Annotated in this window: 28 protein-coding genes; 5 read left to right on the top strand and 23 right to left on the bottom strand. The window is 34.5% G+C overall.

Features of this window, described 5'->3' with window-relative positions:
* Positions 1-95 precede the first annotated feature (95 nt).
* The 8 genes from Q0874_RS03380 to Q0874_RS03345 form a co-directional block, all read right to left on the bottom strand.
* A complete protein-coding gene (locus tag Q0874_RS03380; protein ID WP_299159376.1) occupies positions 96-797 on the bottom strand; it encodes a DUF6090 family protein in 702 nt (233 codons plus the stop codon).
* A gap of 513 nt (positions 798-1,310) precedes the next feature.
* A complete protein-coding gene (locus Q0874_RS03375) occupies positions 1,311-1,481 on the bottom strand; it encodes a DUF6747 family protein (RefSeq protein WP_299159373.1) in 171 nt (56 codons plus the stop codon).
* Between the two features lie 403 nt (positions 1,482-1,884).
* Positions 1,885-2,625 (bottom strand): DUF6090 family protein, encoded by a 741-nt coding sequence (locus Q0874_RS03370; RefSeq protein ID WP_299159371.1) that lies wholly within the window; start codon positions 2,623-2,625, stop codon positions 1,885-1,887.
* 26 nt (positions 2,626-2,651) lie between these two features.
* Positions 2,652-2,792: a hypothetical protein gene (locus Q0874_RS03365; protein WP_299159370.1), complete on the bottom strand. Its 141-nt coding sequence runs from the start codon at positions 2,790-2,792 to the stop codon at positions 2,652-2,654.
* Between the two features lie 28 nt (positions 2,793-2,820).
* Entirely contained in the window at positions 2,821-3,516 is a 696-nt protein-coding gene (locus Q0874_RS03360) for a hypothetical protein (RefSeq protein ID WP_299159367.1), read from the bottom strand.
* Positions 3,517-3,623: 107 nt separating this feature from the next.
* Complete coding sequence (locus Q0874_RS03355) at positions 3,624-4,412, bottom strand: DUF6090 family protein (protein ID WP_299159364.1); 789 nt, start codon at positions 4,410-4,412, stop codon at positions 3,624-3,626.
* Between the two features lie 516 nt (positions 4,413-4,928).
* Positions 4,929-5,747, bottom strand: a complete 819-nt coding sequence (locus Q0874_RS03350) for a DUF6090 family protein (RefSeq protein WP_299159362.1) — start codon at positions 5,745-5,747, stop codon at positions 4,929-4,931.
* Between the two features lie 162 nt (positions 5,748-5,909).
* A complete protein-coding gene (locus Q0874_RS03345) occupies positions 5,910-6,137 on the bottom strand; it encodes a hypothetical protein (protein WP_299159360.1) in 228 nt (75 codons plus the stop codon).
* A 228-nt stretch (positions 6,138-6,365) separates the two neighbouring features.
* On the opposite strand from Q0874_RS03345, the gene Q0874_RS03340 reads away from it, so the two are divergent.
* Both Q0874_RS03340 and Q0874_RS03335 read left to right on the top strand, forming a co-directional pair.
* Positions 6,366-7,394 (top strand): hypothetical protein, encoded by a 1,029-nt coding sequence (locus Q0874_RS03340; protein ID WP_299159358.1) that lies wholly within the window; start codon positions 6,366-6,368, stop codon positions 7,392-7,394.
* Positions 7,395-7,551: 157 nt separating this feature from the next.
* Positions 7,552-7,917, top strand: a complete 366-nt coding sequence (locus tag Q0874_RS03335) for a hypothetical protein (protein WP_299159356.1) — start codon at positions 7,552-7,554, stop codon at positions 7,915-7,917.
* Positions 7,918-8,536: 619 nt separating this feature from the next.
* On the opposite strand, the gene Q0874_RS03330 is transcribed toward Q0874_RS03335, so the two are convergent.
* The 7 genes from Q0874_RS03330 to Q0874_RS03300 form a co-directional block, all read right to left on the bottom strand.
* Positions 8,537-10,291 carry a tetratricopeptide repeat protein gene (locus Q0874_RS03330; protein ID WP_299159354.1) on the bottom strand — a complete coding sequence of 585 codons (1,755 nt, stop codon included), beginning with the start codon at positions 10,289-10,291 and terminating at the stop codon, positions 8,537-8,539.
* Positions 10,292-10,940: 649 nt separating this feature from the next.
* On the bottom strand, positions 10,941-11,360 hold the full coding sequence (locus tag Q0874_RS03325) for a hypothetical protein (protein WP_299159352.1): 420 nt from the start codon (positions 11,358-11,360) through the stop codon (positions 10,941-10,943).
* Positions 11,361-11,616: 256 nt separating this feature from the next.
* Positions 11,617-12,570 (bottom strand): hypothetical protein, encoded by a 954-nt coding sequence (locus tag Q0874_RS03320; protein WP_299159349.1) that lies wholly within the window; start codon positions 12,568-12,570, stop codon positions 11,617-11,619.
* A 114-nt stretch (positions 12,571-12,684) separates the two neighbouring features.
* Positions 12,685-12,999 (bottom strand): hypothetical protein, encoded by a 315-nt coding sequence (locus tag Q0874_RS03315; protein ID WP_299159347.1) that lies wholly within the window; start codon positions 12,997-12,999, stop codon positions 12,685-12,687.
* Between the two features lie 114 nt (positions 13,000-13,113).
* Positions 13,114-13,455, bottom strand: coding sequence for a DUF6090 family protein (locus Q0874_RS03310; RefSeq protein ID WP_299159344.1), 342 nt, complete (start codon positions 13,453-13,455; stop codon positions 13,114-13,116).
* 12 nt (positions 13,456-13,467) lie between these two features.
* Positions 13,468-14,250, bottom strand: coding sequence for a DUF6090 family protein (locus Q0874_RS03305; protein ID WP_299159342.1), 783 nt, complete (start codon positions 14,248-14,250; stop codon positions 13,468-13,470).
* A 37-nt stretch (positions 14,251-14,287) separates the two neighbouring features.
* The gene (locus Q0874_RS03300; protein ID WP_299159339.1) at positions 14,288-15,040 is read right to left on the bottom strand and encodes a DUF6090 family protein; all 753 of its coding nucleotides are present in this window, start codon (positions 15,038-15,040) and stop codon (positions 14,288-14,290) included.
* A gap of 472 nt (positions 15,041-15,512) precedes the next feature.
* On the opposite strand from Q0874_RS03300, the gene Q0874_RS03295 reads away from it, so the two are divergent.
* A complete protein-coding gene (locus tag Q0874_RS03295) occupies positions 15,513-17,069 on the top strand; it encodes an FISUMP domain-containing protein (protein ID WP_299159337.1) in 1,557 nt (518 codons plus the stop codon).
* A 289-nt stretch (positions 17,070-17,358) separates the two neighbouring features.
* Here the strand turns inward: Q0874_RS03295 and Q0874_RS03290 are convergent, their stop codons facing one another.
* On the bottom strand, positions 17,359-19,161 hold the full coding sequence (locus Q0874_RS03290; protein WP_299159333.1) for a serine hydrolase: 1,803 nt from the start codon (positions 19,159-19,161) through the stop codon (positions 17,359-17,361).
* Positions 19,162-19,386: 225 nt separating this feature from the next.
* Between Q0874_RS03290 and Q0874_RS03285 the strand changes: the two genes are divergently transcribed.
* Positions 19,387-20,418 (top strand): sensor histidine kinase, encoded by a 1,032-nt coding sequence (locus Q0874_RS03285; protein ID WP_299159330.1) that lies wholly within the window; start codon positions 19,387-19,389, stop codon positions 20,416-20,418.
* A gap of 8 nt (positions 20,419-20,426) precedes the next feature.
* Positions 20,427-21,173 carry a LytTR family DNA-binding domain-containing protein gene (locus Q0874_RS03280; protein WP_299159327.1) on the top strand — a complete coding sequence of 249 codons (747 nt, stop codon included), beginning with the start codon at positions 20,427-20,429 and terminating at the stop codon, positions 21,171-21,173.
* Here the strand turns inward: Q0874_RS03280 and Q0874_RS03275 are convergent.
* From Q0874_RS03275 to Q0874_RS03245, 7 genes are all read right to left on the bottom strand, one after another.
* A complete protein-coding gene (locus Q0874_RS03275) occupies positions 21,170-21,460 on the bottom strand; it encodes a DUF2188 domain-containing protein (RefSeq protein WP_299159323.1) in 291 nt (96 codons plus the stop codon). The genes Q0874_RS03280 and Q0874_RS03275 overlap by 4 nt on opposite strands.
* Positions 21,453-21,662 carry a hypothetical protein gene (locus Q0874_RS03270; protein ID WP_299159320.1) on the bottom strand — a complete coding sequence of 70 codons (210 nt, stop codon included), beginning with the start codon at positions 21,660-21,662 and terminating at the stop codon, positions 21,453-21,455. The genes Q0874_RS03275 and Q0874_RS03270 overlap by 8 nt, the downstream gene beginning before the upstream one ends.
* Entirely contained in the window at positions 21,659-22,441 is a 783-nt protein-coding gene (locus Q0874_RS03265) for a DUF6090 family protein (RefSeq protein WP_299159317.1), read from the bottom strand. The genes Q0874_RS03270 and Q0874_RS03265 overlap by 4 nt, the downstream gene beginning before the upstream one ends.
* Positions 22,442-22,637: 196 nt before the next feature.
* Positions 22,638-23,795, bottom strand: a complete 1,158-nt coding sequence (locus Q0874_RS03260) for a low specificity L-threonine aldolase (protein ID WP_299159314.1) — start codon at positions 23,793-23,795, stop codon at positions 22,638-22,640.
* A gap of 178 nt (positions 23,796-23,973) precedes the next feature.
* A complete protein-coding gene (locus Q0874_RS03255; RefSeq protein WP_299159311.1) occupies positions 23,974-24,939 on the bottom strand; it encodes an alpha/beta hydrolase in 966 nt (321 codons plus the stop codon).
* A gap of 122 nt (positions 24,940-25,061) precedes the next feature.
* The gene (locus Q0874_RS03250; RefSeq protein WP_299159308.1) at positions 25,062-25,283 is read right to left on the bottom strand and encodes a helix-turn-helix domain-containing protein; all 222 of its coding nucleotides are present in this window, start codon (positions 25,281-25,283) and stop codon (positions 25,062-25,064) included.
* 39 nt (positions 25,284-25,322) lie between these two features.
* Entirely contained in the window at positions 25,323-26,450 is a 1,128-nt protein-coding gene (locus Q0874_RS03245) for a hypothetical protein (RefSeq protein ID WP_299159305.1), read from the bottom strand.
* Positions 26,451-26,577: the final 127 nt, after the last annotated feature.

Genomic DNA, 26,577 nt, shown 5'->3' with positions numbered 1-26,577 from the left:
TGGAAATTCCGCAGGAATTTGCAAAGTATGCAAGAACAAGCAATTACTTATAGCTGGTGTTGTGCTCTGGTTATTACTTCTAATGAACTTAATCATTATTTTTTAGCTTCTGATAGTTCAATGATCTTATCTATGGTATTTATTATAGCATCTAATTCACCGTAAGAATTATTTAAAATATTATCCAAATCAAATCGCCTGTCTTGTACATAATTGTCAAATTCCAAAGTTTGCAGAATACTTAAATCTATTCTAGGGTCATTTAAGTATTTATAATAATTACTATTGTAATTAAAATGTTTTTTTTCAAAATGTTTTAGATGATTAATATAATTGTCACGAGCCAATATTTCTTCTTCTTGATAATCTAAAAGCACATCGTTCCAACCTATAATAAATTTCCGTAATTCATTATTAGTAATTATGTTGATTGTGGAACTGTTCATTAAGGAATTAATTACACCTCCTGAAGGGTTAAACGTATAGAATGTACCCAAATGATAAATGTGATAAGAGAGTGAATCTAAATTTTCTATTTTTAAATTTTTTATAGGAAGCCTTGACATTAGATACTCTACAGATTTCATCGAATATTTATGTTTTGTCAATACAGAATCTAATTGAATTTTATTAGATTTAAACTCTTTGTTAAGTTCACTTAAAAGAAGACTCTCTCTTTGTCTTTGTATCCGATTTGAGTTCCAATTATTAATACCTAAAGCAATTAAAATCCCGATTACAACCAAGGCTATTTCTCCAATAGCATATTTGAAATATTTTCCAGTATTGTTTTCCACGAGTAAGTTTAGTCTAATTTTTCTAAAGAAATTAATCATGGGAAAGTAAGTAGTTGGTTGTTCTTCCTAAGGTAATGAATAATTACACATGGCTAGAAAGATCTTTGCATCCACCCTACTGCTTTACAATGACGTTCCAATGGAAATAGTGAGTAAGTTGTTAGGGCATTTCAGCATGAAGATAACCCAGGAGTATTAGGGTAAAGAAATCCAGAAAAGGGTGAGTGAGGAGATGGAAAGGATATCAAAAAAGGTGAAATGATAAATAAAAGCCCCTATCCTTATAATCAGATAAGGGGTCTTATTGGCTTAAAATAAGAGGATAAAAATATCGGATGAACCTGCGAGCATCCTTACGGAACGGAATGAAAATTATGGCAAACAAATAGCTCCGTTTAAATCCCAAAAATCAAAACTGAAAACAATAAAACTATATAGAATATCATTACGCCTCCAATCGTTTTTAGAAGATCAACAAACTTTAAGTTCTTGATAACTTTTATTTAGTATGATTTAATCAAACGGAAAACCTGTGATGAGCCTGAACACAAAGGCATAGACTACCACAGCGAACATACCAAAAGTGAACCATGCAAATGCCTCGAAGAAGTTCTTCGTGAGGAAATGCCCCAAATTTATAAAGGCTTCCCTGTAAATATTTTTAATAAGTAAAATTGTTTTCATAACATTAGATTTGTGGGTTATACTAGGACTAAATTCCAACTGTTTGACGTTTTCTCAAAAGATATCAGATCAACTTTAATAATCTTTCGACAAGGTGAACTTCATCGAACAGATACCGTAAATATGTACTTCTCATCGATTTTTACTTTTTTAAAAGACTCTATGAACCGTAAAGATATTGGGTGAAATGAATGAGCTAGTGCAGTATGGAAATAGTAAGTGAATTATTAGGGCATTCTAGTATGAAGATAACCCAAGAATATTATGGGAAGGTAGTTCAGAAGCGGATTAGTGAGGTGATGGAGAGGATTTCTAGGAAACTTAGTTAATGGTATCGGTTATGATTAGTTGTAAGGGATAGCACTTTACCAAGCAATTACTTATAGCCATTGTTGTGCTTTCGTTATTTTTTTAACTCTTTTTCAATCTGAGTTTTTAACTCATTCAAGGCAGCTTTCATCGTCCCCAAGCGAAATATATAACTGTTATATTTTTGTTGTTCCAAATTATAAATCCAAAGAAAATCTTGATTGGCGATAATTTTATCTACTTTGACAACAAGTTCAAGATACTTTCTATCATCTTGTGGTTCAAAGGTCTTGAGATTTAAGATTTTATACTCTAATTCAGATATCCTAGGATTATTTTCAGCATCTATTTGATGTGAAAAATATTGAAAGAAGGGTAGCAAGGTATAAGTTCTATTGATGGCTGTTCTTAATGAATCGTTTCTTATATAATCCAATCCCGAAGATTTTAGTGCTTCATAAGGTCCACTATCATGTCCTAACCTGATGCTTTGACGCATATTATTATAAAATTTTATAAAAAGAGAATTATGAATATCATTGCCGTATTGTATATAATGAAAAAGACTGTCCAGTCCCTTTTTTTTCCTTTCAAGACGAGGGCCATATTGTTTATCGAAATTAAAAAGATCTCTATTTATTGATGTTTTGAATTCTTTTAGGAATAACTTTTCTCTTTTTGTTGCTTTACGTTCCTCATTCCAATTGTTTATGCTTAATGCGATTAGAATCCCAATAACGACGAGGACAATTTCTCCAATGGCGTATTTAAAGTACTTTCCATTCTTTCCTTCCGAAATCAAATTTTGTCTAATTTTCCGAAAGAATTTTATCATAGGAAGGAAGTAGTTGGTTGTTCTTCCTAAGGTAAGGAATTATTATCTATAGCATAAAGGACATACTTAGTATTGCCTTCTATAACAATATCAAGGAACTTGCCTTTAGAGAATACAGTATCGTACTGCTCATCTTCGGAAAGCATTTTGTATTCGTAGAGAGTCATTATGAAGACTAACGCTTGTTAGTGATTGTTAGGTAATTTCATTTTTGAAGAGAGCTTCAATAATATATCTCCACCAAGCTGCTTCTGCCATATATCCAGATAGCGAAAATATCAAAATGAAAGAAATTAAGGCAAAACTGTAACTAGAATAGATTTTACTCTCTTTTTTATAGTCATCAATCATCAGAACAATCACTGCTACTACAATCATGGCTTGACTCAATAGAGGATAATTTATATCAATTTCCCATTTAGATAAAATGTTATATAAGAGTCTGAAAAGAGCTTGCCCGAGTGGCCAAAATGCAGATACAATCATCCATCGGCCATGAACTGCTTTATTTTTGGAATGTTTAACTGCAAAAGAGACAGAAACTATAAACCCAATAATTGTCCAACTGTCTTGAAATATTATAGTTCGTACACGGCTAAGCGGGAGGCCCAATGAGAATAAATGGGGTAACATTAGTAACGATGATGCAAATACTGCCCCTGCTATAATCAAACTAAACTTGCCAATGGTTTTATGCAATTGGATGTTCTTTTTGTTATAGATATAAGGTTGAATTATTAATACTATATACCAAAGAGTTGCAGTTAGTCCGTGTACATGATACCTGAAGGGAACATCTAAAAATTTAAACCAATATGAAAATGAAAAACCTCCAACGGCAATTACAAAGGGTAGGATCAGCCACAGGTGTGCTTTCGGAAAACATTTCATTTCTTTATAGAATAGGTTTCAGATTATCGCTAACGATCCGATATAGCGAATGGCCAACTGAGCCATTTTAATTGCTTATATATGTTGTCAGCCTTTCGTTTTATTTATTATTCTGTATCAGATGCACTTACTTCTTCCTTAATGAGCTGGATGACTTCTTCCGCTAAATTGATCGCAATATTTACATTATAAAATCTATATTGAGCAGGACCTTCTAATGCTCTGATTCTTGTTGATACTGACTTGTTATCTTTAACAAATTCAATAGGATTTACCATAGAAAGAATCTCTTCCGATGGGATAATGTCATAATTTTCCAGCAAGAATTTTCTCCAATCAGTAATTAAATCTCGATTCCAATCCTGCCTAATTTGGGGCATAAAACCATAATATTTATTAATGGCTTTTTTGAGCGCATTGTTTTTTATGTTTGAGAAAATCCCCAGATTTTTCATTTCATCGATGGAACTAGTCTGAATATTAACGTTATAATCATATACGGAAGCCATAACACATTTCTCGGCATATTTAAGATTAATTGTATCTGGATATGCGCCTTGCCACCAGGTATCGCTCTGTTTGGGTAAACGATTAAACTCAAATTTTTTAATGTCTGACTTTTCAAGAAGATATTGAAAACAGCTAATCCTAAATTCATGAAGCTCAACTTCATCATACAAATACTCCAAATCATCATTTAAATCCTCAATTAAGTTATATAATATTAATGATAACTGATTTTGAGTTTTCTTATTCTCATTCCAATTATTAATAGATAGAGCTATTAAAATTCCAATAACCACCAAAATAATCTCTCCAATAGCATAAAGCAGATATTTACTAAATTTGTTTTCAGTGAGCATTTTTTTACGGATTTTACGGAAGAAGTTGATCATGTGTAGTAGTGGTCGGTGGTTACCTATCCAAGGTAGTAAATAATATATTAAAGTTTCAAACCGATTACTATTTCCAAGAACCTGTCTTTAGAGAATGCAGTGTCGTACTGCTCATCTTCGGAAAGCATTTTGTATTGGTATAGTATCATTTAAATGTTTGTGGTTGTCATAAAAATGATAGCACCAATTATAATAGGAATTGCTATAAGCCACCAAATTAACGTATTGGTATTGCCTCTGACTTTATCCATAGTTTCAATTAGAAGTTTTTGAGAATAAAGTAAATTTAATTGCAACTCACGGTCAGACAAGTTTCTTCTTTGATATTATAAATACTGTTGTCGCTTCGACCTTTTCATTGGTTCAACCATTAGGTCATTAACCTTTAAAGCGCCTATTCTATGCTATTTTAAAAAAGACTTTAGTTGTTCTGCTTTGATATAAAGAATTATTATTATTTCCAATTAAGATTTGGATATTTAGGAGAGCCTTAGAAGGTGATGCAGCAATCAATTTTTAATTCAAATATGCTTCTTTTAATAAAGTAATTAGCTCTTCTGCATCATGATGTAATTTTGGCAATTCATATACGGTTCTAATTTCAAAATCTCTTTGTAATGAAATTATACTGTTTATAGCGATATGAACTTTATTTATATCATTTGTGATTAAGCGCAATCCCTCCGCTTTTGCCTTATCATACTGTGGGGTTGCAAATAAATCGAACCCCGATAACTTACTATGCTCGTAATATTTCGAATCAAAATCAGGAGGTTTCGTTTCAAAAAGAGCCATCATTTTATATAGCTCTTTAATATTGTAATAATTTTTATCAATTACTTGTGAAATTAATAGATCACAATTATTTCTTGCCTCCAGGTCGTTGATATAATCCCGATCAAGATGATGGGTAAAGGCATCATATTGTGCAATCTTCATTTTTAGCGAATCATTTTTTATAGATTGTAAACTTCCGGAACTTTTTAATTCTTCCAGGGTAGCCCTATTCCATGAAAAAGGGCGGTAACTTAAATTGGATGATAAACACAGAACATCTAGATTAGAGATGTTTTCTATGTTTTTATTTTGGACATATCTGGCGAGACTGTCTATTCTATTTAATACTTCATTTGCCTGATACATGGAGAATTTTGACATCGCTATATCTTCTTCCAAATCATGGATCAGTAACCTGGCATACACCCGAATTTTAACCTGTTCAATTCTATTTAGGTCCCAATTATTTACGCTCAGCGCTATTAAAATACCAATGACTACTAATACAATCTCGCCAATAGCGTATTTAAGGTATTTAGCTGTTTTGCCTGTTTCCATAAGGTTGTATCGTATTTTTCTAAAGAACTTAATCATAGAAAAGAAGCAATTGGTTGTTCTTCCTAAGGTAAGGAATTATTAAACATGGCGGATAGACCTTTTCCGATCCTATAATGCATTAAGTTTGATTTAATAATATTTATATCTATGTCAAATAGAATATTATGGAAGGAGTGCCTCAAGGCTATCCCTAAGAGCAGTCAGTTTGATGATGATAGGATGATGGCTGTCAGCAGCATTATCACTTATTATCCCTATCTCCCTATCTAGGTCAGTTATCATAGTCTCTAAGCTGTCTATTCTGGCTTGAGACATTTCTGGTGACTTCTTAACTACTTCTCCACAACTAATAAGGAGAATCAGAATGGATAATATTACTGTTGCTTTCATATTTATCAGTTGTTAGATAGTTAAGGAACGAAAGTAAGATATTACTTAATAAAAGTACCTAACATTTATCCCCATTTCAAGCATACTTATTTAAGGACTGAAAAATGAATTTGAGTCTTATTAGGAAGAAGGGAATAGCTTACCTGTTTCACCTATCAATAGGGAACCCCAGCAATATTTAACAACTCTGCTCGTTAGACTAGTTATAACCTTACCTACTTATCTAAAATGAAGCGCTTTTCTCTTTATATCCTGACATTTTTAATTTTTATAGCCTGTACAAAAGAAACTATTATCGAAGGCACAGCAGGTGCTGATGGTAAAGATGGCATAGATGGTAAGGATGGTGCAAGCATAACAGCTACGGTTATTAACCTAGAAGTAGGTAGTGAAGAATGCCCTAACGGTGGTTCTATCGTTACATTGTTTGCAGATGGTATTCAATTTGAAGAAATCGTTACTTGTAACGGTGTAGATGGCGAAGACGGTCAGGATGGCTTGAATGTTCTATTTACTACCGAGGTAACCGCAACGGGTACTATTATCTTCATTGGACATGATACTAATGGAAATGGTGAACTTGATGAAGGAGAAGTAGTTGAATCATTTGAAGTGTCAAATGGTCAAGATGGTTACAGTATTGTATTTGATTCTTACAGGAATACTATTGTAGGCTATGAAAATGAAACTGTAATTCTAATTGGAATAGATTACAACAGAAATGGGGTATTGGATGTTCCCGATGAAGTTATTGAGGTCTTGAAAATCTATGATGGACAAGACGGTGTTAGCTGTTGGGATTTGAATGGTAACGGCGCTGCTGATCCTGAAGAAGATATTAATGGCGATGGGGAGTACAATGGATTAGATTGTCAAGGCCAAAGCACTGACAATATTGTTGATATGAATGGAGTTTGGACTACAGATGAAGTAATACAAGGATCAGCAATACAAATGACCACATTTAATTCATTATTTGTTCCTAACGCATCAAACGGAGAAAACACTTATTTTGTTGATTTTTTATGGGACAATAGACTAGCTGAAGATGTTTCGTTTATTCCCACCGGTAATAGTTCATACAAGATGGGATTTACAGTAGCAGTTCTAATAGGGACTGACAGGGTTTTAGAAGGACTGGAGTTTGAAAACTTTGGAACAGAAAACGAAAGACTTTATGTGCTTATAAGAAATGTAAGAATAACTAATTCAGATCCAATAATAGTATATTTTGAAGGTTATTTGACTAGAAATTAAGAATCCGGAGAGGAAGTAAAGAACAACCTTGACAGATGAGATAGTAGGAAAAGGACAGTTTGTAGAAGGACATTGCTATACTGAAATATCCTTGCGCTGACCCATATCATTGCACATCACGCCTACCGGCAATAGCTTTATTGGAAATTCAGAAGAGGTGAAAAAGTTGAAGAAAAGTCTGAAGGTCATTGCATTAATCTTATCTGCATTAATCTTATTCCAAAGTTGTGCTACTTACAAAACCCCTGTAACCCTTAAACAAGCTGCGCAAGAAGAGAAAGCGGTCAAGATTATAACGGTTGATGACGACACCTACAAGTACAAGTATATTGTATACGAAGACGGACAGTTCTATGGGGTAAAAGACAATCCAGGGGAGGATGTTAAATTTCCAATCGATAAGGAAGAGGTAGCGAATCTATTAATGAAAAATGGAGGAATCCCCTGGTGGGCATGGATACTAATGGTTTTAGGTGGTTTATTTGTGATTTTGTTGGTAGGTTCTGCCATCGATGGTAATTAGACCCCCTCTATTAGGTTTCTCTATATACTCTTTGAGTTTAACGATTAGGATAAAACATTTCGTGGGAGTCCTCTTCAGTCTCAACCTTTCCCTTGTAGTTAAATTTGTAGTTCTCATTCTCGGTAAAACAATGGTAAGGGTAGTCATCTAAGGTTGCTATCCTGAAATATCCTTGCGCTGACCCATATCATTGCATATCACGCCTACCAGCAATACTTTTATGCGTAAATCAGAAGAGATGAAAACTAGTAGACTCTCTTTAATCCTATTTGTTTCAATTTTCTTTTTAAGCACCTGTGGTAGTGATAATGAAGATTGGCTAGCTGTGTGTGACAGTTGCCCTTCCTCTATACCTTGGACTGTGTGGAGTATTGATTTAAGGCACCCATGTTTTGAAACAAAAGCTGAATGTGAATCTTGGGCAGAAGGAACTTTGCCCGCTGGTTGGGAATGTGAGAAGTGTAATGGATAAATCAAATCTCCTTAGGAACAATACTGTACTTGTCCAAGGTCTCAACGCATTTAAACTCTACCTTACCAACTATCTCGTCAATATCAATACATTCCGGAGAGCCTTACTGGGGTAGTTCACTGATGGGGGCAGCTTTTGGCTTCTTGTTTATTCCCAATCAAGTTGCGCCATTAAAGAAATATATCTCGGATGTTCTTTAATTGGATCCGCCATGGAAGTAAATTTTATCCAGCCAATGAATTGATCATGTACTAAGAAAGCCTCCTCGAGCTCTTCCAATGCCCGATCGTATTGTTCTAGGCCACACAAGACAATCGCTATTTGTGATGGAGGCACATAACGCTTTTCTGAAGCCGCCAGCATATTATTTAAAACCACATTTGCCCTGTCTTCCTGGCCAATTCTTGTGAAGACATAACCTGCTATGAAATTTGTTTCCAGACCAAAATTTCTTTTTAACAAAGCTTCATAAGCCTCATCGTATAATCCTTTTTCAACCAATAATACCGCTTTCAACCATAGGAATTGCTTATGGTTAGGCTCAAGGGCCAGCTTGGTATCTATCACTTCTTCAGCTTTTAAAAGCCTACCTTGATAAATGTAATTCAATGCCAGAAAAATATCATTGAATATGTTCAGCGGATCTAAAATAGCCGCTTTTTTTTGCAGTGCTTCAGCTTTATCAAAATCTCCCAATATTTCCAATGCAAATGCATACCATTGGTAGGTAAGGCCATAATTTGGACTTCTCTCCAATGACTTCTCAAAGTAGGGAATCGCATTTTTAAAATCAAAATCCATACAATAAATGAAACCCAATATTCCACTTACCTCCCCTGAACCCGGATTCAATTTTTCCGCCCTAAGGGCATATTTTTTAGCCATTTGGGCTCCTTCAGTCGGAGAAATATAACCGCGATTAACATCAAATATAAAAGCTTCTGCCATACCAATGTTGGGATCAACATAGGTAGAATCCAAATCAATTGCAGCCTGGAAATACCGGGTTATTTCTTCTAGCATTTGACCCTTATTATCGTGCATGGCACTCTTTCCCATAGCATTGTATTTATAGGCTTCTATATTAATATCCCGCATTTCGGTATTGTCATTTATTTTCTGTTCGCTGTCTGTAATATTTAAAGCCCCATAAATATTGTCACCTATTCTCGTTATAACATCCCCCATTCGGGCCAGGTTTCCTGATATGGAAGCATAATTCAGAATTTCATTATCCTTTCCATCGATGACTTCAACCTTCACATCCAAATTTTGACTATAAATTGTATAACTGCCCATCAGTATAATATCAGCCTTGAGTTCCCTGGAGATTTGTTCGATAGATTTATCGGTATCTTTAAATTGGAATGTTGATCTTGAAGAGATTACAGATAAGGACGAGATATTGCATAGTTTACTAATGACATCTTCGGCAAGTCCTTCGCTCAAATATCCAAATTCGGCATTGTCAGACCTGTCTTCAAAAGGCAAAACGGCAATCCGGAAACCCGAATTATAGGCGAATTCCTTGCCACTTTTCCATTGGGAACCGGCCCAAAAACTACCTGCCAACAAAATCAATACAGCCGTAATGCCCGCCCCAACAATAACGGCATTCAGCCTTTTGCTGTTCAACTGTCTGGTTCCATTGGTGTCGTGTGCTTCTGGGGTTTTCTGTATTCCTCTCGGGGTTAGGTCGTATACCCATGAAAAACCAGTCCAGAATACTAATCCTATGGCAAGGAGGTAAATGAGGCCTTCCAGAAGGTACGCAGGGGCCTCAAAGACCGGCAGCAGGGTAGACGCTATTTGTATTAAAACCCAAGATACTGCCAGGTACGCTACTATTGCCCTGAAAACATTGCGTCTTACGAGTTCTCTGTAAAGTTTTTTCAAATCCATAGAAATCTGATTCTAAGTGAAATTCACTTGAATATAGCGCTATATCGTGTATCGGACTTACGATAAAATAATGAATTTTAAGAACTTCAAACTATGATATTTGTCATTTGCAGAATTGTGATTACGAAGAGTACACAGGGATCGTTTGTTAAGCGAATGGACCAGGTGGGGCCACAAATATTAACCCTTAATAATCTTATTTATAGATAGTTAAGGGTTTTTTATTTTTTAAAAATACAATAGAGGGATAAATAGAGGAATAAGTTTTATCAATTGGTTGGGTTAGACTACCTCCTATGATCGCATTTTCCTCCACTCTAAAAAATGAGGTTGATCCTTCCCAACCATCAAGGGATTCTCATTTAAATAATTTAACTGCTTCCTGTCTCACACAGGAAAAAATTAAAAAGATAGAAAAAAGGAATCCAGCTGGATTTACAAGTTTTTTTAACATAATTACAGTTATTGCTGATAACGGTTTGGCTATATGTAGTGTGGAATTTCGCACAATATTTTTTCAATTTATTACTAATTACGTTTAAAACTATATATTACATATTTAGTATGAAACCACCTTACGTATAGCCGTTGTTGGCGGCAGTTTTATAATTGGTCAAAAAATCAAAAATTACATATAGGTTTAAATACTCTACATCCAACCAAGTTCTCGTAATGCCCACGAGGAATTCCAAATTTTAGTCATACTTTCTACCTTATCCTCATCATTCATTTTTATAGCATATACATAATCTGTGTTTGTAGTTTTATTGCTTGGTGGTATGGGTCCTCCATCACCAGAATGTGTACCTGTAAAAGTGGCAAAAAATATTGCAGTATTAGTTGTTTCATCATAAGCAGAAGAATGCACTTTATAGGAACAACCAGGCATTGTAATGGTCCCTAACCCTTTCATCCAATTAACATAATCCTCAAGTTTTGTAACATCAGTTAGGGGCTCGCTTTGAGCATTAAATTCAGCATTTTCTATTGCATAATCTTTACAGGCTTCCCATCCTTTTGCAGATTCACAATTGTGGAAAAATGTTGTCGCGTTTTCAAAAGCTTTCATAATTTTATGGTTTAAATGAATGATTAATTAATACTCTAATTTATAGTGTTATACTTACAATAATTTATTCTGATTTATTTATACTGTCGTCACCAAATTACCGCCAACGGTCTTGGCTATGAGTAGTTGTGTGTCCCGATAGCTATCGGGATATCACTTAACTTTGCAAGTACAAACCAAACTGAAAATCCGCGAGGATTTTCAGAATTAGGCGAGAACAATCAAATACTTATAGCCATTGTCGTGTGAAGTTTTTTTAATTATCATTTACAAAAAAAGTTTTTAGCATACCTTTTTCATCTGCTTTTGGTGTTTCGGAAATTAAAAGATAGTTGCCAGACTCTAAATCTACTTCAAAATAACCTATTTCGCCGGCTTCACAATTATTCATTCCGCCCAAAAAAGTAAAGCCTTTTGGTGTAGGTGTCCTTAATCCAGTGGGATTCATCCAATTCATCCAGTATACTAAAGAATCAATGTTTGCTGAAGCGTCATATTTAATTAAATTAACATCATGACCATTAAAATGCTCATGAGGAACTTGATCAATAAACTCTACTTTAAATCTGTTTTTTCCTGATTTAGGTTGTGTATCAAAAGCATATCCATCCGTACTTGATACACTGATAATATGATCGGCTTCATCCGGAGAAAAATTTGTAGTTTCATCAACTACGGTTATAAACTTCCACATACCATGTGATGTATGCCATTCGCCATTGATAGCCTTTACGTAACACTCCATCATATACTTGCCAGGTTCCAGATTGATACTTGAGACCGCTGTTTTACCTGGCGATATTAATCCAGTACCACCATATCGTTTTACTATATTAAACCAAGCAGGTATTTTACCAAATGCCGCCATTGCACTATCTGCTTTCCCTTCAATTAAATACTTCATACCATCATCAAACGGAGGCAACAAATGGTCCTTAATGTCGCTCTCAACAATGGAGTCAGAAGGTAATTTATCCATTATGAAAAAATGTACTTCACCAGAAAGGTTTTTATAAGCAAAGGTGTTCCACCCAGATTTTAAAGTATCTGCTGTCTGGAAGTCCATGCTTCTGGTAATCACTTCAATAACGTTGTTTTCTTTTTTTTCAGCTTCTGTTTGTACATCTTGTTTTTTATCAGTTTTACAAGCAATTGTAAAAAGTACGAGTAAAATGATTCCAATATACGGGTAGTTGATTTTCTTGAGCATCTTCATATTGTATTTTGATTAGATAGTGTTGTTTATTGTTCATTTTTTTAAATTGCACACAACGGATTTGTATATGAGCCGTTTTAATTATTTATATATGTTGTTAGCCTTTCGTTATTCTAATTCTTTATTAATAAGGGTAATAACGCTTTTCATACCTTCAATTTGACCAAGCATAAAAACATTAGAAGTTTTTCGTGTTCCAATAATATCAACTATGTAGCCATTTAGCCCTTCCAGGTCTTTCAGTTTTTCAATTGTCCTGTCCTGATTTGGAATATTAATTTTTTCTCCAGTATACCCATTTGGTTCTAAATTTTCATAAATCTTCAGCCGAATTGCAGGAGACAGGACATCGCCGAACAATCTCTGTACACCAAAATTATATGCACTCCACTCGTTCTCCTGAAACTTGTTGACCAGGCTCATTACATTATAAATGTCGGTTAATTTGCTTTTAATCTCATTATTTTTAATAATTCCGATATTTCCCGTTGCATACAACTCACCCCAAAAATAACTTATAAAAATGATTTCATGATTTCACCCAATATGTTCTAGTGCTATAACCAATTCCGTTGGGTTTTGACGAAAATTGCTTTCCAACGAAGCAAGGATTAATTCTCCATTTTTTATTTGAAAATCACTGAACTCATTTTGCTCAAGTGCAAGTTGGATATTAACTACCAATTCCTTTTTAAGGTTTTCGAGGTAATTTATTTTTAATTTCCTATCCTTCCTCTCTCCATTCCATGCGTTAATTTGGACCGCAATCAGAATCCCAATTACCACTAATACAGTTTCTCCAATGGCATACCTCAAGTATTTTAGAGGCTTGTTGTCATCGGCAAGTTTTTTACGGATTTTTCTAAAGAAATTGATCATTTGTAAATAGGTTCAAAATGAAGGTTTAACAATAGAATCTATACGCTGAATATTCTCTCCAATTCGTTGGTAAATGGGTAATAATGTGTTGGTATGTGTGACCAATTCAGCCAATAAGTTTAAAAAAGTTCGATCTTGTAACAAATTTGAATAGTCATCGGCATTTGCAGACAATGGCTCATAATCAAAACCTTCAACTTTATTAGTAGCATCATTGTCTACTGCGATATTGGTTATTGAAATGTAGTCTACCTGTCTATTTAAAGCTGGACTTAAATGGTTGTCCACAAAATTGTTTTGCAGATCTTCATAAGCGGCTAATAACTCTAAATTGGCCTTTAATTGTGTCAGCGCTTGACGTAGTTTTTTTGACCTTAGAAGGTTTAGCTTACCAGAAGCAATTAATTCATCGTAAACACTGGTTTGGTTAGATTTGCCCATCAGAAAACGTTTTTTTACATCAAAAAGGCTTTGTTCTATGTGGCTTCTCAAACTATCATGCATTGGTTTTCTGCTTAATTTAATCATTTTTCTTGCCCCGTTAACTACTTCAGTATATCTTTTTATTCCACGTTGATGCTGAAACCTGTTATGATTCATTTTTTTTGCAATTGCGTCAAATAATAGTACTTCTTCATTTTTATCGAGCCTGTTTTGGTTCCAATTATTTACTTGTAATGCCAGCAGAATACCTATCATTACCAATACTATCTCCCCAATGGCATATAGCAGGTATTTGCTAAACCTGTTTTCAGTTATGAGTCTTTGGCGAAGTTGTCGGAAAAAACGGATCATAGAATTTAGTTTATATGTTTGGGTTCACAGATATGTATCAGGGGCTTTTAAGGATATGCAATTCTTTTTGAATGGCTTTCATGATATTCTCAATTACTTTTGCGGTGTACTCGTATTCACGAATGATACTCCGTCTTTTGGCGAAAGTATCCTGGAATTTAACTAATAATAAATCGTCCTTAAGAAAGGCCTCGTAATCCTTGATTAAATATTGATAACCTCTATTTCGGTTTATGACCGGATTAACTTTAAGATGTTGTTGTAATAAGGGCATGGTACTTTCATTAATATCCCACAGCAAGCCAAAATTCATATTCCTGTCTTTCAAAGATGGCAAGATAGCCTGATAAAGATTTGTGATGGAACGCCGTATGCTGTCGTTTGTAAGTATATCAAAACCTATTGACTTCAGGGACTCAAACCCACTTGTAGTTATGGTAAGTCTTTCATCGTCTGTTGAAAGTGCCAGATGCAGTCTCAGAGTATCGTTATATGCCTTTTTCTGGAGCATAACCAGGGTTACAATCTCATTACTTCTTTGATTTCTGTAATGATCTTCCAGATCATCTCTTATATCGAATAAGGCTTCCGACAGTTCATGAAAAATCTCCTCATAGATTTTTATTTCAATGGCTCTCCGTTTTCTGTCTTCATTCCAATTATTGATCTGCAGGGCAATTAAGATCCCGATCACCACAAGTATAATTTCCCCTAAAGCATACATCATGTATTTCAAAGGCTTATTATCGTCTGACAGTTTTTTGCGGATGCGACCGAAGAAGTTGATCATAGGAAGTGGTTGGTTGGCCTTTCCTAAGGTAATGAATAATTATATATAGCCAAAAGACCTTTGCATCTACTGTGCTCCTTTACAATGATGTTCCTATGGAGATAGTAAGTGAACTTTTGGGGCACTCCAGTATGAAGATTACCCAGGAACACTATGGAAAGATTGTACAGAAGAGGATTAGTGAGGAAATGGAGAGGATATCAGAGAAATTGAAATAATTTAAAATCTACTAACTAACAATTTCATACATTTCTACTCCACTCCTAGTAAAGACTGCGATCACGATCAATATGCCTGGGTGGAACTCACTCAGCTGAACAATTATGATTTGGCCGAAGCTGATATACCTATTGCCAAAAAGATTAATGAATAATTATTGAAATTTAAATTTTATCAATTTAACAATACAGGCATGTAGGGATGACAATATTTGATTTTGATAATCGTTAATATAAAATACAATTTTCGGCAAATGAAAAAAATTGATCAAGTCTGGATTTATTCCATTTTAATTATTGTGGTTGGTTTAAGTAGTTGTAGTGATGATGAAACCATTCCTGCTCCTGAGGCACCTACTAATCTGGTTGCAACTGTAGCGTCTGAAAATCAGATAGACCTCTCATGGACAGATAATTCAGGCAATGAAACTGGTTTTAAGGTTGAGCGTAAAACCGGAACAGATAGTTACATAGTTATTTCAACAACAGGCGAGAATGTGACTACTTACAGCGATAACAACCTTGAGCAGGGAAAAACATATTCGTACAGGATTTATGCTTTCAATTCAAATGATGCGCCAAGTCCTAATTCAAATGAAGTGATTGCAACTACCAATGATATCCCGGTACTTTCAACAACAGTAGTTTCATCAATTTCCGCTTTCTCGGCTGTAAGCGGAGGAAATATTAGTAATGGTGGTGGATCTTCAATTATTGCTAAAGGAATTGTCTGGAGTTCCGAGCCAAATCCTACGATCGATTTGACAACCAGGACAGAGGATGGAACAGGAACGGATGGCTACACAAGTGACATTACTGATTTACTTTGGACAACAGATTATTATGTTAGGTCATATGCAACCAATGCCACCGGGACGGGTTACGGAGATGAGATCACGTTTAAAACCGGACAAGCTACAATTGAAACTGTCATGCCAAATGATATTGCTTTCTTCTCGGCATTAAGTGGTGGAAATATTGGAGATAATGGGGGTTATCCTATAACGTCAAGGGGTATAGTATGGGATGTTGAACCCGGACCCACTATTGATCTGATAACAAAAACAGAAGATGGAGCAGGCACTGGAGATTTTATGAGTTCACTAACAGATTTAGCCTCAAATGTTACCTATTATGTGAAATCATTCGCTATAAGCGATGGGGGGATTGCTTATGGACAGGAATTGGAATTTACGACATCCGGGCTTGAGGATATTGATGGCAATATCTATCCTGTAGTTAATATTGGCACGCAATTATGGATGGCGGAAAACCTGAAAACCACCAAATACAATAATGGCACGGATATTCCATTGGAAACCGATAATGCAGGATGGGTCGGATTAACTACCGGGGCATATTGCTGGTATGACAATGATGAGACGGCTAATAAAGATATTTTCGGAGCACTTTATAACTGGTATGCCATAGAAACCAATAATTTATGTCCAACCGGATGGCATGTGCCTACTGATGCAGAATGGACCACCCTGACCGATTTTCTCGGAGGACAAAGCGTTGCAGGCGGGAAAATGAAGGCTACAGGAACAGAATACTGGTCGGATCCAAATACTGAAGCAACTAATGAAAGTGGTTTCACGGGATTGCCAGGAGGCAACCGTGAAGGAAGTCAGGATGGACAAGGGATTTTTAACTTCATGAATAATAATGGAGACTGGTGGTCTTCCACTGAAAAAGACGTATCAACAGCTTTTCCTCGTAATCTGGCTTGGGATACTGGCGCAGTAAACGTAGAACCAAATGGTACATTAAAAGTGGTTGGGCTTTCATGTCGCTGCATAAAGGATTAATTGGTGACTCATTTTGATACTGCTTTTTATGGCTATCGTTAACATGCGATATAGCACATACCTCTATGTGGTTACTTGATACTGATGTGCAAACCCACTATTTTGGATAGTATATCTTGTCAAAATGAATAAATTTAATTCAGTAATTGCAGAAACGGAGCCTTTCTGTTCTGGGAGCGAAGTGAACTAACCCAGACGGCCCTCCGAAGTAAAACGAAGGAGGAGTGGGACCACTTTTAAAATCCCTGATATATTCATAAAAAGATGGTTGCGGACTTATAGTATGCTGCTATGGGTTTATAACCTCAGCTTTAAAATTTATGGAACCATCTGTTAAGATTAATCCCTTATTAGATGCTGTTATTTTTAAATCTTGCATGCCACCATTTTGATGACCATTGATGAAAAATTCATTTTCACTTATAGGTATTAATTTTACAGTATTAATATGATTTGTTTTAACTGAATCATCCATAAACATTCCTTGTATTTTATGATCGGTATTAAGACTTAATACGATTCCGACATCAACTGTTTCAAAATGAAATCTGACATGAACATTTTTAACATCATCGCCATCAATTTTATAGATATTATATGAAATAAATTTGCCGGCATGCTGTAAAAAATTGCTCCACATTCCTTTTAATTGCCCTAAACCTTCTTCTGTACCTAAAAAACCTTTCATTTGATCATTGGCGTATTGTATAAGGCCTTCAAAATTTTGAGTACTCATTGCATTCGCAAAAAACAATGCAGTTTCACTAAAGGCATCATTTTCATTTTCATTTCTTGAAAATGTATATGTAAAAACCGACCAAGGTTCATTATCTGCTGTTTCTAATGTATATGTGTTCCCTTCCTTTTTAAGGAGAAGAGAGTGTTTATCATCTAATTGATATTCTTTACTGACATTAACTATACTTGTGTTTTTAATCTTTTTTGGTATTGGTAAATTTTCTATGCTTTTACCTTGAAACAGTAAAATTATTTTATCAGTAATTTCGGGAACAAAAGTAACTTCACCTTGAAACTCATCAATTACAGGATTTACAGATGTAGCATTAGATAGAATGATTATTTTAATGTTTTTTTCTGGCAAGGAACCCATCACAGAAGCATAACCAGGAAGTAACCCATTATTGTAAACCCATTTTTCACCTCCTTTATGGCCAATAACCCAGCCCAGGCCAGATACCATTTCATTAACTCCCATTTCTTGTGAAGAGGTGTATAGTTTATTCCTGTATTCTGATTTTAATAATGTCCCGTTATCTAAAGCTTGCATAAATTTGAATAAATCGACAGTGGTCGAATTCATATCAGCCGCACCTTTGAGCCAGGATGGGTGGATAGATGAATTAAAGTTTTGAATTTTATTCATTCCTAAACCTAAATATGGTTGCGCTTTTTGGTTTAAAGGCTTAAAGGATGCTAAATCCGTATTTTTCAGGTCAGAAGGTTTAAAAACTGCTTGTTCCATAAAGTCAGCATAAGACTGTCCGCTTATTTTCTCAATGATATTTGCTAAAAGTAAGTACCCGAAATTATTATAGTCGTAAGCTGTTCCTGGTTCAAATTTTAATTTGGAATCTTTAAATTTTTCGAAAAGTTCATCAAAAGTTATGGGAGTTTCTTCTGGCATAAGTCCATTTCCATTATCATCTGTTCTGCCTATATTGGCCTCTATGCCAGAACTGTTATTTAGCAAATGTTGTATCGTTATCTCTTTTGAAAAGTCTGGCATAAAATCTGGGAAATAAGTTGAAAGAGGAGTATCCAATGTCAATTTACCATCTTCAACTAATTTCATTACTCCAACCGCTGTCAATGATTTTGTGAGTGAGGCAATACTGAATATTGATTTTTCAGTATTTTTTTTATGCTCGTCTACATTAGCATACCCGAAACTTTTTTGATAAATGATGCGATCGTCTTTGCTAATTAAAACACTTCCAACGAAGCGGTTGTAATAAGAATAACTTTCAAATAAGCCGTCAATATTATTTTCTAATTCCTTGTTGGAGGTTGATTGTCCAAAGGAATTAATCCCTAAGATTAATGCGATGAATACTACAACTGCTTTTTTCATTTTTATATGATTTAATAATTAATTTGAAGTAATATTAGAATGTTTGAAGGACACCATAAAAAAAATGTGATCGTTGCCTGCTTTGCCGTGATAGATACCCATAATTATGTGAAAAAAGACAAACTTCACAGTACTATGGTATTTGGTCACTATAATGGTATCTTTCACAACTTGGACATTTTTAAGTTATTTTAATTCCTTTTCTTGACTAAGAAACAATTCAGTATGAAAAAATATGTAGAACCAATAATTCATATTTTAGTATGGGGAATAGGTTACTTTCTAATTTTAAACTATACATCTACTATAGGTGATTTTAGAAAAGATAAAGGCCCTTATTGGGTTGCCCTCTTTTTTGGCATGCTTATGAATCAGACCGTTTTTTATACAACAGCATTTTTTTTGGTTCCAAAACTATTGCGGTTAAAAAAAATCAGGGTATTAATTTTTTCTTTATTAGGGGGTTTTGTACTGATTAATTTATTTGAAAGCATTATAGATTATAGGTATTTGGCAGTTTTTTTCTCTACTGCGAGTGAGTCTTTCATAGTATATTTACTTTACAATTCAGTTGTTAGTTTCTTTATTTTACTGGTTGCTTTGTCTTATTCGCTGGTTAAATATTGGATACAAAATGAAAAACTTAAAAGAATATTACTTGAGGAAAAACTTTCCACAGAAATGGCTTTTTTGAAGGCTCAAATAAATCCTCACTTTTTGTTTAATGTGCTCAATAGTTTTTATGCAAAGGCATTAAAAAACAATGTGCCCGAATTGGCAGATGGCATTGCAAAATTGGCGGAATTAATGCGCTATATGGTATATGAAACGAATGAAGATAAAGTAGCACTCGAAAAAGAAATTCATCATCTGAAAAAATATATTCAAGTATGTCAACTACGCATTGCCAACGACGACGACGTGTCTATAAATTTTGTCGTTAAAGGAACTGTAAATACTGTTAAAATAAGTCCCATGTTGCTAATTCCTTTTGTTGAAAATGCGATTAAACATGGAATTGATCCGAAAACAAAATCTATAATCGATATCTCTTTAAAGGTGGAACAAAAAAAGTTGCATTTTAAAGTAACCAATACTATACATCGAAGTTTTCATAGCTTAATTGATGAGCCTTCAGGTTTCGGACTTGATAATTTAAAAAAGAGACTCTCCATTTTATATCCGAACAGGTATACGTTGGACACAAAAGAGGAAAATGGATATTATATATCTTTACTTATTCTGCAACTTGATTAGGAATACTTATGAACTGTGTTATAATTGATGATGAACCCGCTGCTATTGACGTGCTTAAATTTCATTTAAGTAGCATACCATTTGTGGTGTTAAAGAAAACTTTTAGAGATCCTTTAGATGCACTGGAATATCTGCCTCAGCATAAAATTGATCTTATTTTCTTAGATATAAATATGCCAAAATTATCAGGGATTAGCTTTCCTAAGTTTTTGCAAAATCCACCGCTTATTATATTTACTACAGCGTATTCAGAATATGCCTTGGAAAGCTATAACCTTAAAGCAGTTGACTATCTTTTAAAACCCATAGAATTTGACAGACTGCTTCAAGCAGTTATGAAAGTAAAACAGCTTTTAGAAAAAAATAGTACAATAGCAACGGTAAGTTCTGAAATACCTGCAGATATTTCTGAACAAACAGTTTTTATTAAAAGTGGATCAGAATTTCATCAGTTGTTTATTCAAAATATAAAATACGTTGAAAGTGATGGCAATTATGTGACTTTCTATACCGACAAACGACCTATTTTGGCTCGTTATAAAATATCTGAAGTCTTAGAATTACTTCCAAAAGAATATTTTATAAGAATACATAGATCCTATATTATAGCTTTAAAACATATAGAAACGGTCAAAAAACACGCTGTAGTTATTGACGCTAAGGAGATCCCTATAAGTAGCAATTATAAAGAAGGATTTATTGCTATGATAGATGAAATGGGTAAGAAAAGAGACAATAAAACCAGTACGCGCTAATCATACCCCATCCGATCTCTTATCGTACCATCTGCTCTGTGCACAATAACATCAGCCTTGTATTTTCTAGCCAGTTGTTTTGCTTTACGAATGGCCGTATCCTGGCGTCGGTGTTTAGACGTAATACGTTTATTCCCCTCACGTCGCACAGCCCAACCTTTTTTGTGAGGCACCACATGTTGATGATAGGTTCTCCCTCGTGAACTTTTACGCGAACTTTTAAAAAAAACATCGACAATTTGATCCAATAGATCCAGCCAAAAATTGGTCTTATGTTGGTTAGGCATGTTGTGGAATGGTTTTGTATATGAAAAATAGCAAATTTAAGGCATTAACTTTACAAACCTGTCTGCCATTTGGCAGGTACACACCAAGTTGATCCCGATAGTTATCCGGACCGCGAGGATTTTCAGAGTAAGCGAGAACAATCAACCTGTCCGCCTCTGGCGGATTACTTATAGCCATTGTTGTGCTCTCGTTATTTTTCAACTTAATTTATTTCCTAACTCTTGTTTAATAATATTTAAAATAGAATTTACTTGTTCCAACATGTGTTTTTGTCGTTCTAACCTGTGACCCTCATCATTAGATTTCAAAAATAAGTTTCCAAAATAAGAATCATTTTTAAAAAAAGATTCAGCGATTTTAAGACTGTCATTTTTTCTAGAATTATAATTATCATTTTTTCTAGTTTTATTATCGGCTATTTTTAAAATAAAATGATCTGTTTCATTATTAAGCTTTGCTAAAAGTTGTATTGAAGTTTCGTGGTCTTCAAATCCAGATTCAAAGTCTGCTATAAATTGAGCTAATAATTGTCTTAAATCTTTATTTTTTATTAAGTCAATTTTCCCAGCACTAATCAACGAATTGTATGCTCCAGTTACTGGTTCTGCACGATACCACGCAGTACCATAACCAATAAGGTTACTTAACGAGTCTAAATGTGTATCAAAATATTGGCACTCACTTTTATTTTGTCTTTCATGAATTCGAATAAGAATTTGACTATAGTTCAATACCTTTGACTGAATCTTAATAGTTTCCTCAATTCTTTCTTTCGAAACTTTAAAGTCAGAATGTAAAGCATTTAAAATTTTCACTTCTTCATTTGTAGCTTTTCGGTTTTCGTTCCAATTATTAATTTGTAAGGCAATCAAAATTCCAATAACGACAAGTATAATTTCACCAATTGCATATTTCAAATACTTTCCAGTTTTATTTTTCTCCATAAGGTCATAGCGTATTTTTCTAAAGAATTTTATCATTGATTGGCAGTTTCTCGAAAGGTATGATTATTAAATAAGTCGAGTTTTGGATAATGATTCACAAGGGTCTAGTATAAGAATAGTAGCGAATTTTGAAACACAAACTTTCCAATTAAACACAGACCTTTTTTAAATTTACTCACTTTGGTTCTAGCGATTAAACCGCTATTATTTTTATACATTGTTAGCTTTAGTATTAATTAGTTTGGTTTAAACATTTAATAAAAATCTCCGCTAATTGTTGGGGGTCTTGTCTATTAATTGTTGGGTTAACTTTAAGCCTAACTCCACTTTCGTCTGGTGGTATTAAAGATATTTGATGCTCACCTAATTTACTGACAAATCCTTTGAGATTAGGATGCTTAATATTGAATCGTACCATATGGGTTCCATTTTCATATTTCTCCAAGCTAAATCGCTCATCCTTTGTGACTTCCTGAAAGAATATTTTAGCGTTGTTCCAGCTTTTTTGATATTCCTCTTCAAAATAATTCGCATAATGCAATGCAATTGCGGCAAAAGGCCATGAAGCTGGCAATCCGGCACCGAACATTCTCCTAGTATGAAAAAGATTTTCAGTGAATTCTTTTGTGCCTGCTAAAATTGCACCAGAAGGAGCGTTAAAGCATTTATACATGGAGGTATATATTGTGTCAAAATATTCACCATAAAGATGAGGTTTGACTCCCGTATGAGCTGCTTCTACAAATAGACGAGCACCGTCCATATGCATTTTAATATTATTTTTTTGAGCATATGAGGTAATGGTCTTAATACGATCAAATCCGAACATAACATCGTTCTTTCGTCTTACTGGAGATTCTATCATTATTGCCCCAACATGGGTTTTTACTCTTCCAGATTGAGTTTTGGCAATTACTTGTTCGACTTCTTCAATCGTAAAATTTGCAGAATCCTTTCCTAAAGGAATTAAATTTAGGTTACTAAGCGTTTGGCAACAATCGCCACAGTCGTTATATAAATGACTTTGTTCCTGAACAATTATCCTTCTTTTTTCTTTAGCTAATTCTCGCACTGCCACGTGATTTGCTAAGGTGCCAGTAGGCATAAATACAGCAGATTCTTTTCCTAATTGTGTGGCAAAACTTTCTTCTAATTCTTCTACTACACCACCATTTGAGTAGTTATCGGGTTTTACTTTTCCCTCATCAACTAACTTCATCAGCAATTGCGTGTATTCCAAAGGTGACAATTCAATGCCGTCATAGATAAAATCGATTTGTTTTCCTAATGTTACCTTTTGCACTCCTTTTCCCAAAGAGTAAACACTTGATGGAGCCAGAGTGCTGCCAGCTAGTAAACCGCCAAGTTTTGCAAATTCTCTTCTTTTCATGATTTTATCTAATTAAATATTTATTTCGGATGATATATTAAAGCTAACGGGCTGAATATGGTGAGTTTGGCATTTCAACGCTCTTGGCTTTCAGCTCATACATATGTTTTTTATTGCTACCAATCTCAATATTAGCAACATTTGCCAAATGCACTATATTTTTTGTTAGCCATTGTATTTATTCAATCTGAGTATTGTGATGTGACTTGATTATTTTAATTATTTCTTCGGTTATTAATTTCTCTTCACTATCCAACATATTATGTCCACTTTTTTCTGCAATAATCCTTTTTCCATTTTCAGATAATTGGGAAATTTCTGTTTGTAAACCATCCCAATATTCCTGCATTTCATTTTTAAGAACCTCATCAGAAATACCAAAAGAATCTTGTGCTCCTGCCGAAATTACAACCAGCGGAACTTTCCAAGATTTACTTGAGGGACTTGACTTTGATGTTTCATTCATTAAAAATTCTATTTCACCATATACGCCTCCACTTTTAATACCGCGATAAATAAGAGGATCTCCTGACAATAGTCTTACAAATCCTACTTCATTTAAAAAACTTACTAACCACTCAGGAGGAAAAAATGGAGGTTGCATATATTCCTTTAATTCTTCAGGAGCTTTCATTAATTGGTCAGGATGAGAGGGGTCGATTAAAATGACCCCTAAAATATCATCTTGGTGTTTTTCTATAAATGGTCGTAAATAGATTCCAGCAGCAGAATGACCTACTACCACATAAGGTTTTTTAAATCCTTCATTAGTTAAAATAGTCTCTAAATCAGCACTTATGTTATTGGGTGTTTTAGTATTTGACCCACGTTCACTCCATAATAGTCCAGCTCTATCATATGACATTGTTGTTGAATATTCTGAAATCTTATCTGACAAATCATCCCATGCCCGATGATCTCCTGGAGCTCCGGACTCGAAAATCACAGTCACATTTCCAGCACCTTTCTTTTCGTAATACAACTGATGCCCTCCAACATCAATAAAACTACCAATCCTTTCTTCAACAAATTCTTTTGTCTTGTATCGACTAATTTGTTCGTAAGTAAATCCTACCACTATCACTAAGCAAATTAATAACAAGAAGCCTTTTCCGATTATTTTTATCAATTTCTTTATTTTCATAAATCAAGGATAAAATGGCTAACTTGTTTATATGAATGTATAATACGACTATATACACCCATATTGGTATAAAACTGATGTATTGAAGTAATTTTTATTAAAGATTGCTATAATTCAAAAAGTTAAATTACCAACAATAAAATTCCTACATAAAACCCAAGAAAACAACATAAAAACGGATTAAATCTGATTGAATTTATCCTAATCAAACTGTTTTCAATCTCACTCCGCTTATAATACACTCTATTTCCAATACCATACGACGGTAAAATTCCTTTCTTACTCCAATGCCATAGGGTGGATAAGGATATTTTAAGGGATTGAGCCGTTTCTTCACGCGTCAATAATTCAATTGGTTCTTTAGGCTGGTAGTTTTATTATAATTAATCATCATAAGTTTTAAAATTCTCCAGGTGTTTTGCAGCTTCTTCCAAATCCATAATTAGAAAACCAAAACCGACACCAGATTCTGTATTATCTTTTCCTATCTGAAAACATAAATATTTTCCATCGTCTGAAATTACTCCTTGATTAGCCTTGTATCCCTTATAGTCAGTGAAATAAGTTAATCTTTGCATTTCTCCTGACCCATCTAATTTCAATTTATACAGATCAAGCAATGGCCAGGCATTTTTCTCGGAGGGTCCGTGTTCGACCAGAGTATGTAAACCATCAGGGAATATTCCTTCGGGCTCATCGTAGCAGCAGGGAGAATTAGTGATAGTTCTATATTCTCCAGTTTCGCTATCTACCATATAAACATCAGTATTATTTCCATTATTAATGGTATAAACAGCAAATGTTACTTTTACGTCCTCTGGTGGAACAAGACTTTGTGTTTCAAGACTTGCATGACCCAGTGAAAATGGCAACTGCTTTGAATCAAAAATCACCCTTTCGTTGGATAACTTTGGTATCCCATCTTGATAAATTATGTCGGCCATTAATAGCTTTGCCCTATTTTTACCTAGCTCAGGTAATTGGCGATCTCGATGTGTCCAAGCTATTCTCATCCTATTTCTGGAAATAGCTGGCCCTTCAGCACAGAGGGTATTTAAAGGAACCGGGGGTGTTTTACCACTTTTATCCATGATGTATAACCAGGTAAGGTCACGCGCTTTATCTCTTTCCTTATGGTCCGTAGGGTCAAAGAGCGCCTTTGGACCGGAAAGTAGAATATCTCCGTTTGACAAATACATTGCCCTGGTAAAGCCGTAATGATTAAAATGTCTGGTTTTTGGACGTATTATTCCGGTTGCTAATTCCAATTCATATACTTCGCCCATTGGTTTGTCTAAAAATAGAATGAATCGGCCATCATGAGACCAATCTGGACGTTCTCCAAAACCACTTACAAGTTTTATATATGGTGGTAAATTATCTATTGGGCTAGCGTTAATTAAATCAGCTTCTGTTTTTTCATAACCTTGTCCAAATGCACTGATGGTCTGCAGTAGAATGCATAAAAGGAGTATTCGTCGGTATAGAATAGTCTTTTTTATTGTTGACATAAGGTCGCATTTTAAAAATTGCTACGGATAAAAGTTCGTCTGAAATTACCGCTAACTAATGGATATAAAGAAAAGTCCATATAACCATATTGTTTTGGAGTAAATTTAAAGCTTTTTTAAGATAAAT

The organism is uncultured Eudoraea sp. (assembly GCF_947490415.1).
In the GTDB taxonomy this organism is placed as follows: Bacteria; Bacteroidota; Bacteroidia; order Flavobacteriales; family Flavobacteriaceae; genus Eudoraea.
The sequence above is the reverse complement of the archived record's forward strand: the minus strand, read 5'-3'. Positions and strand labels throughout refer to the sequence as shown.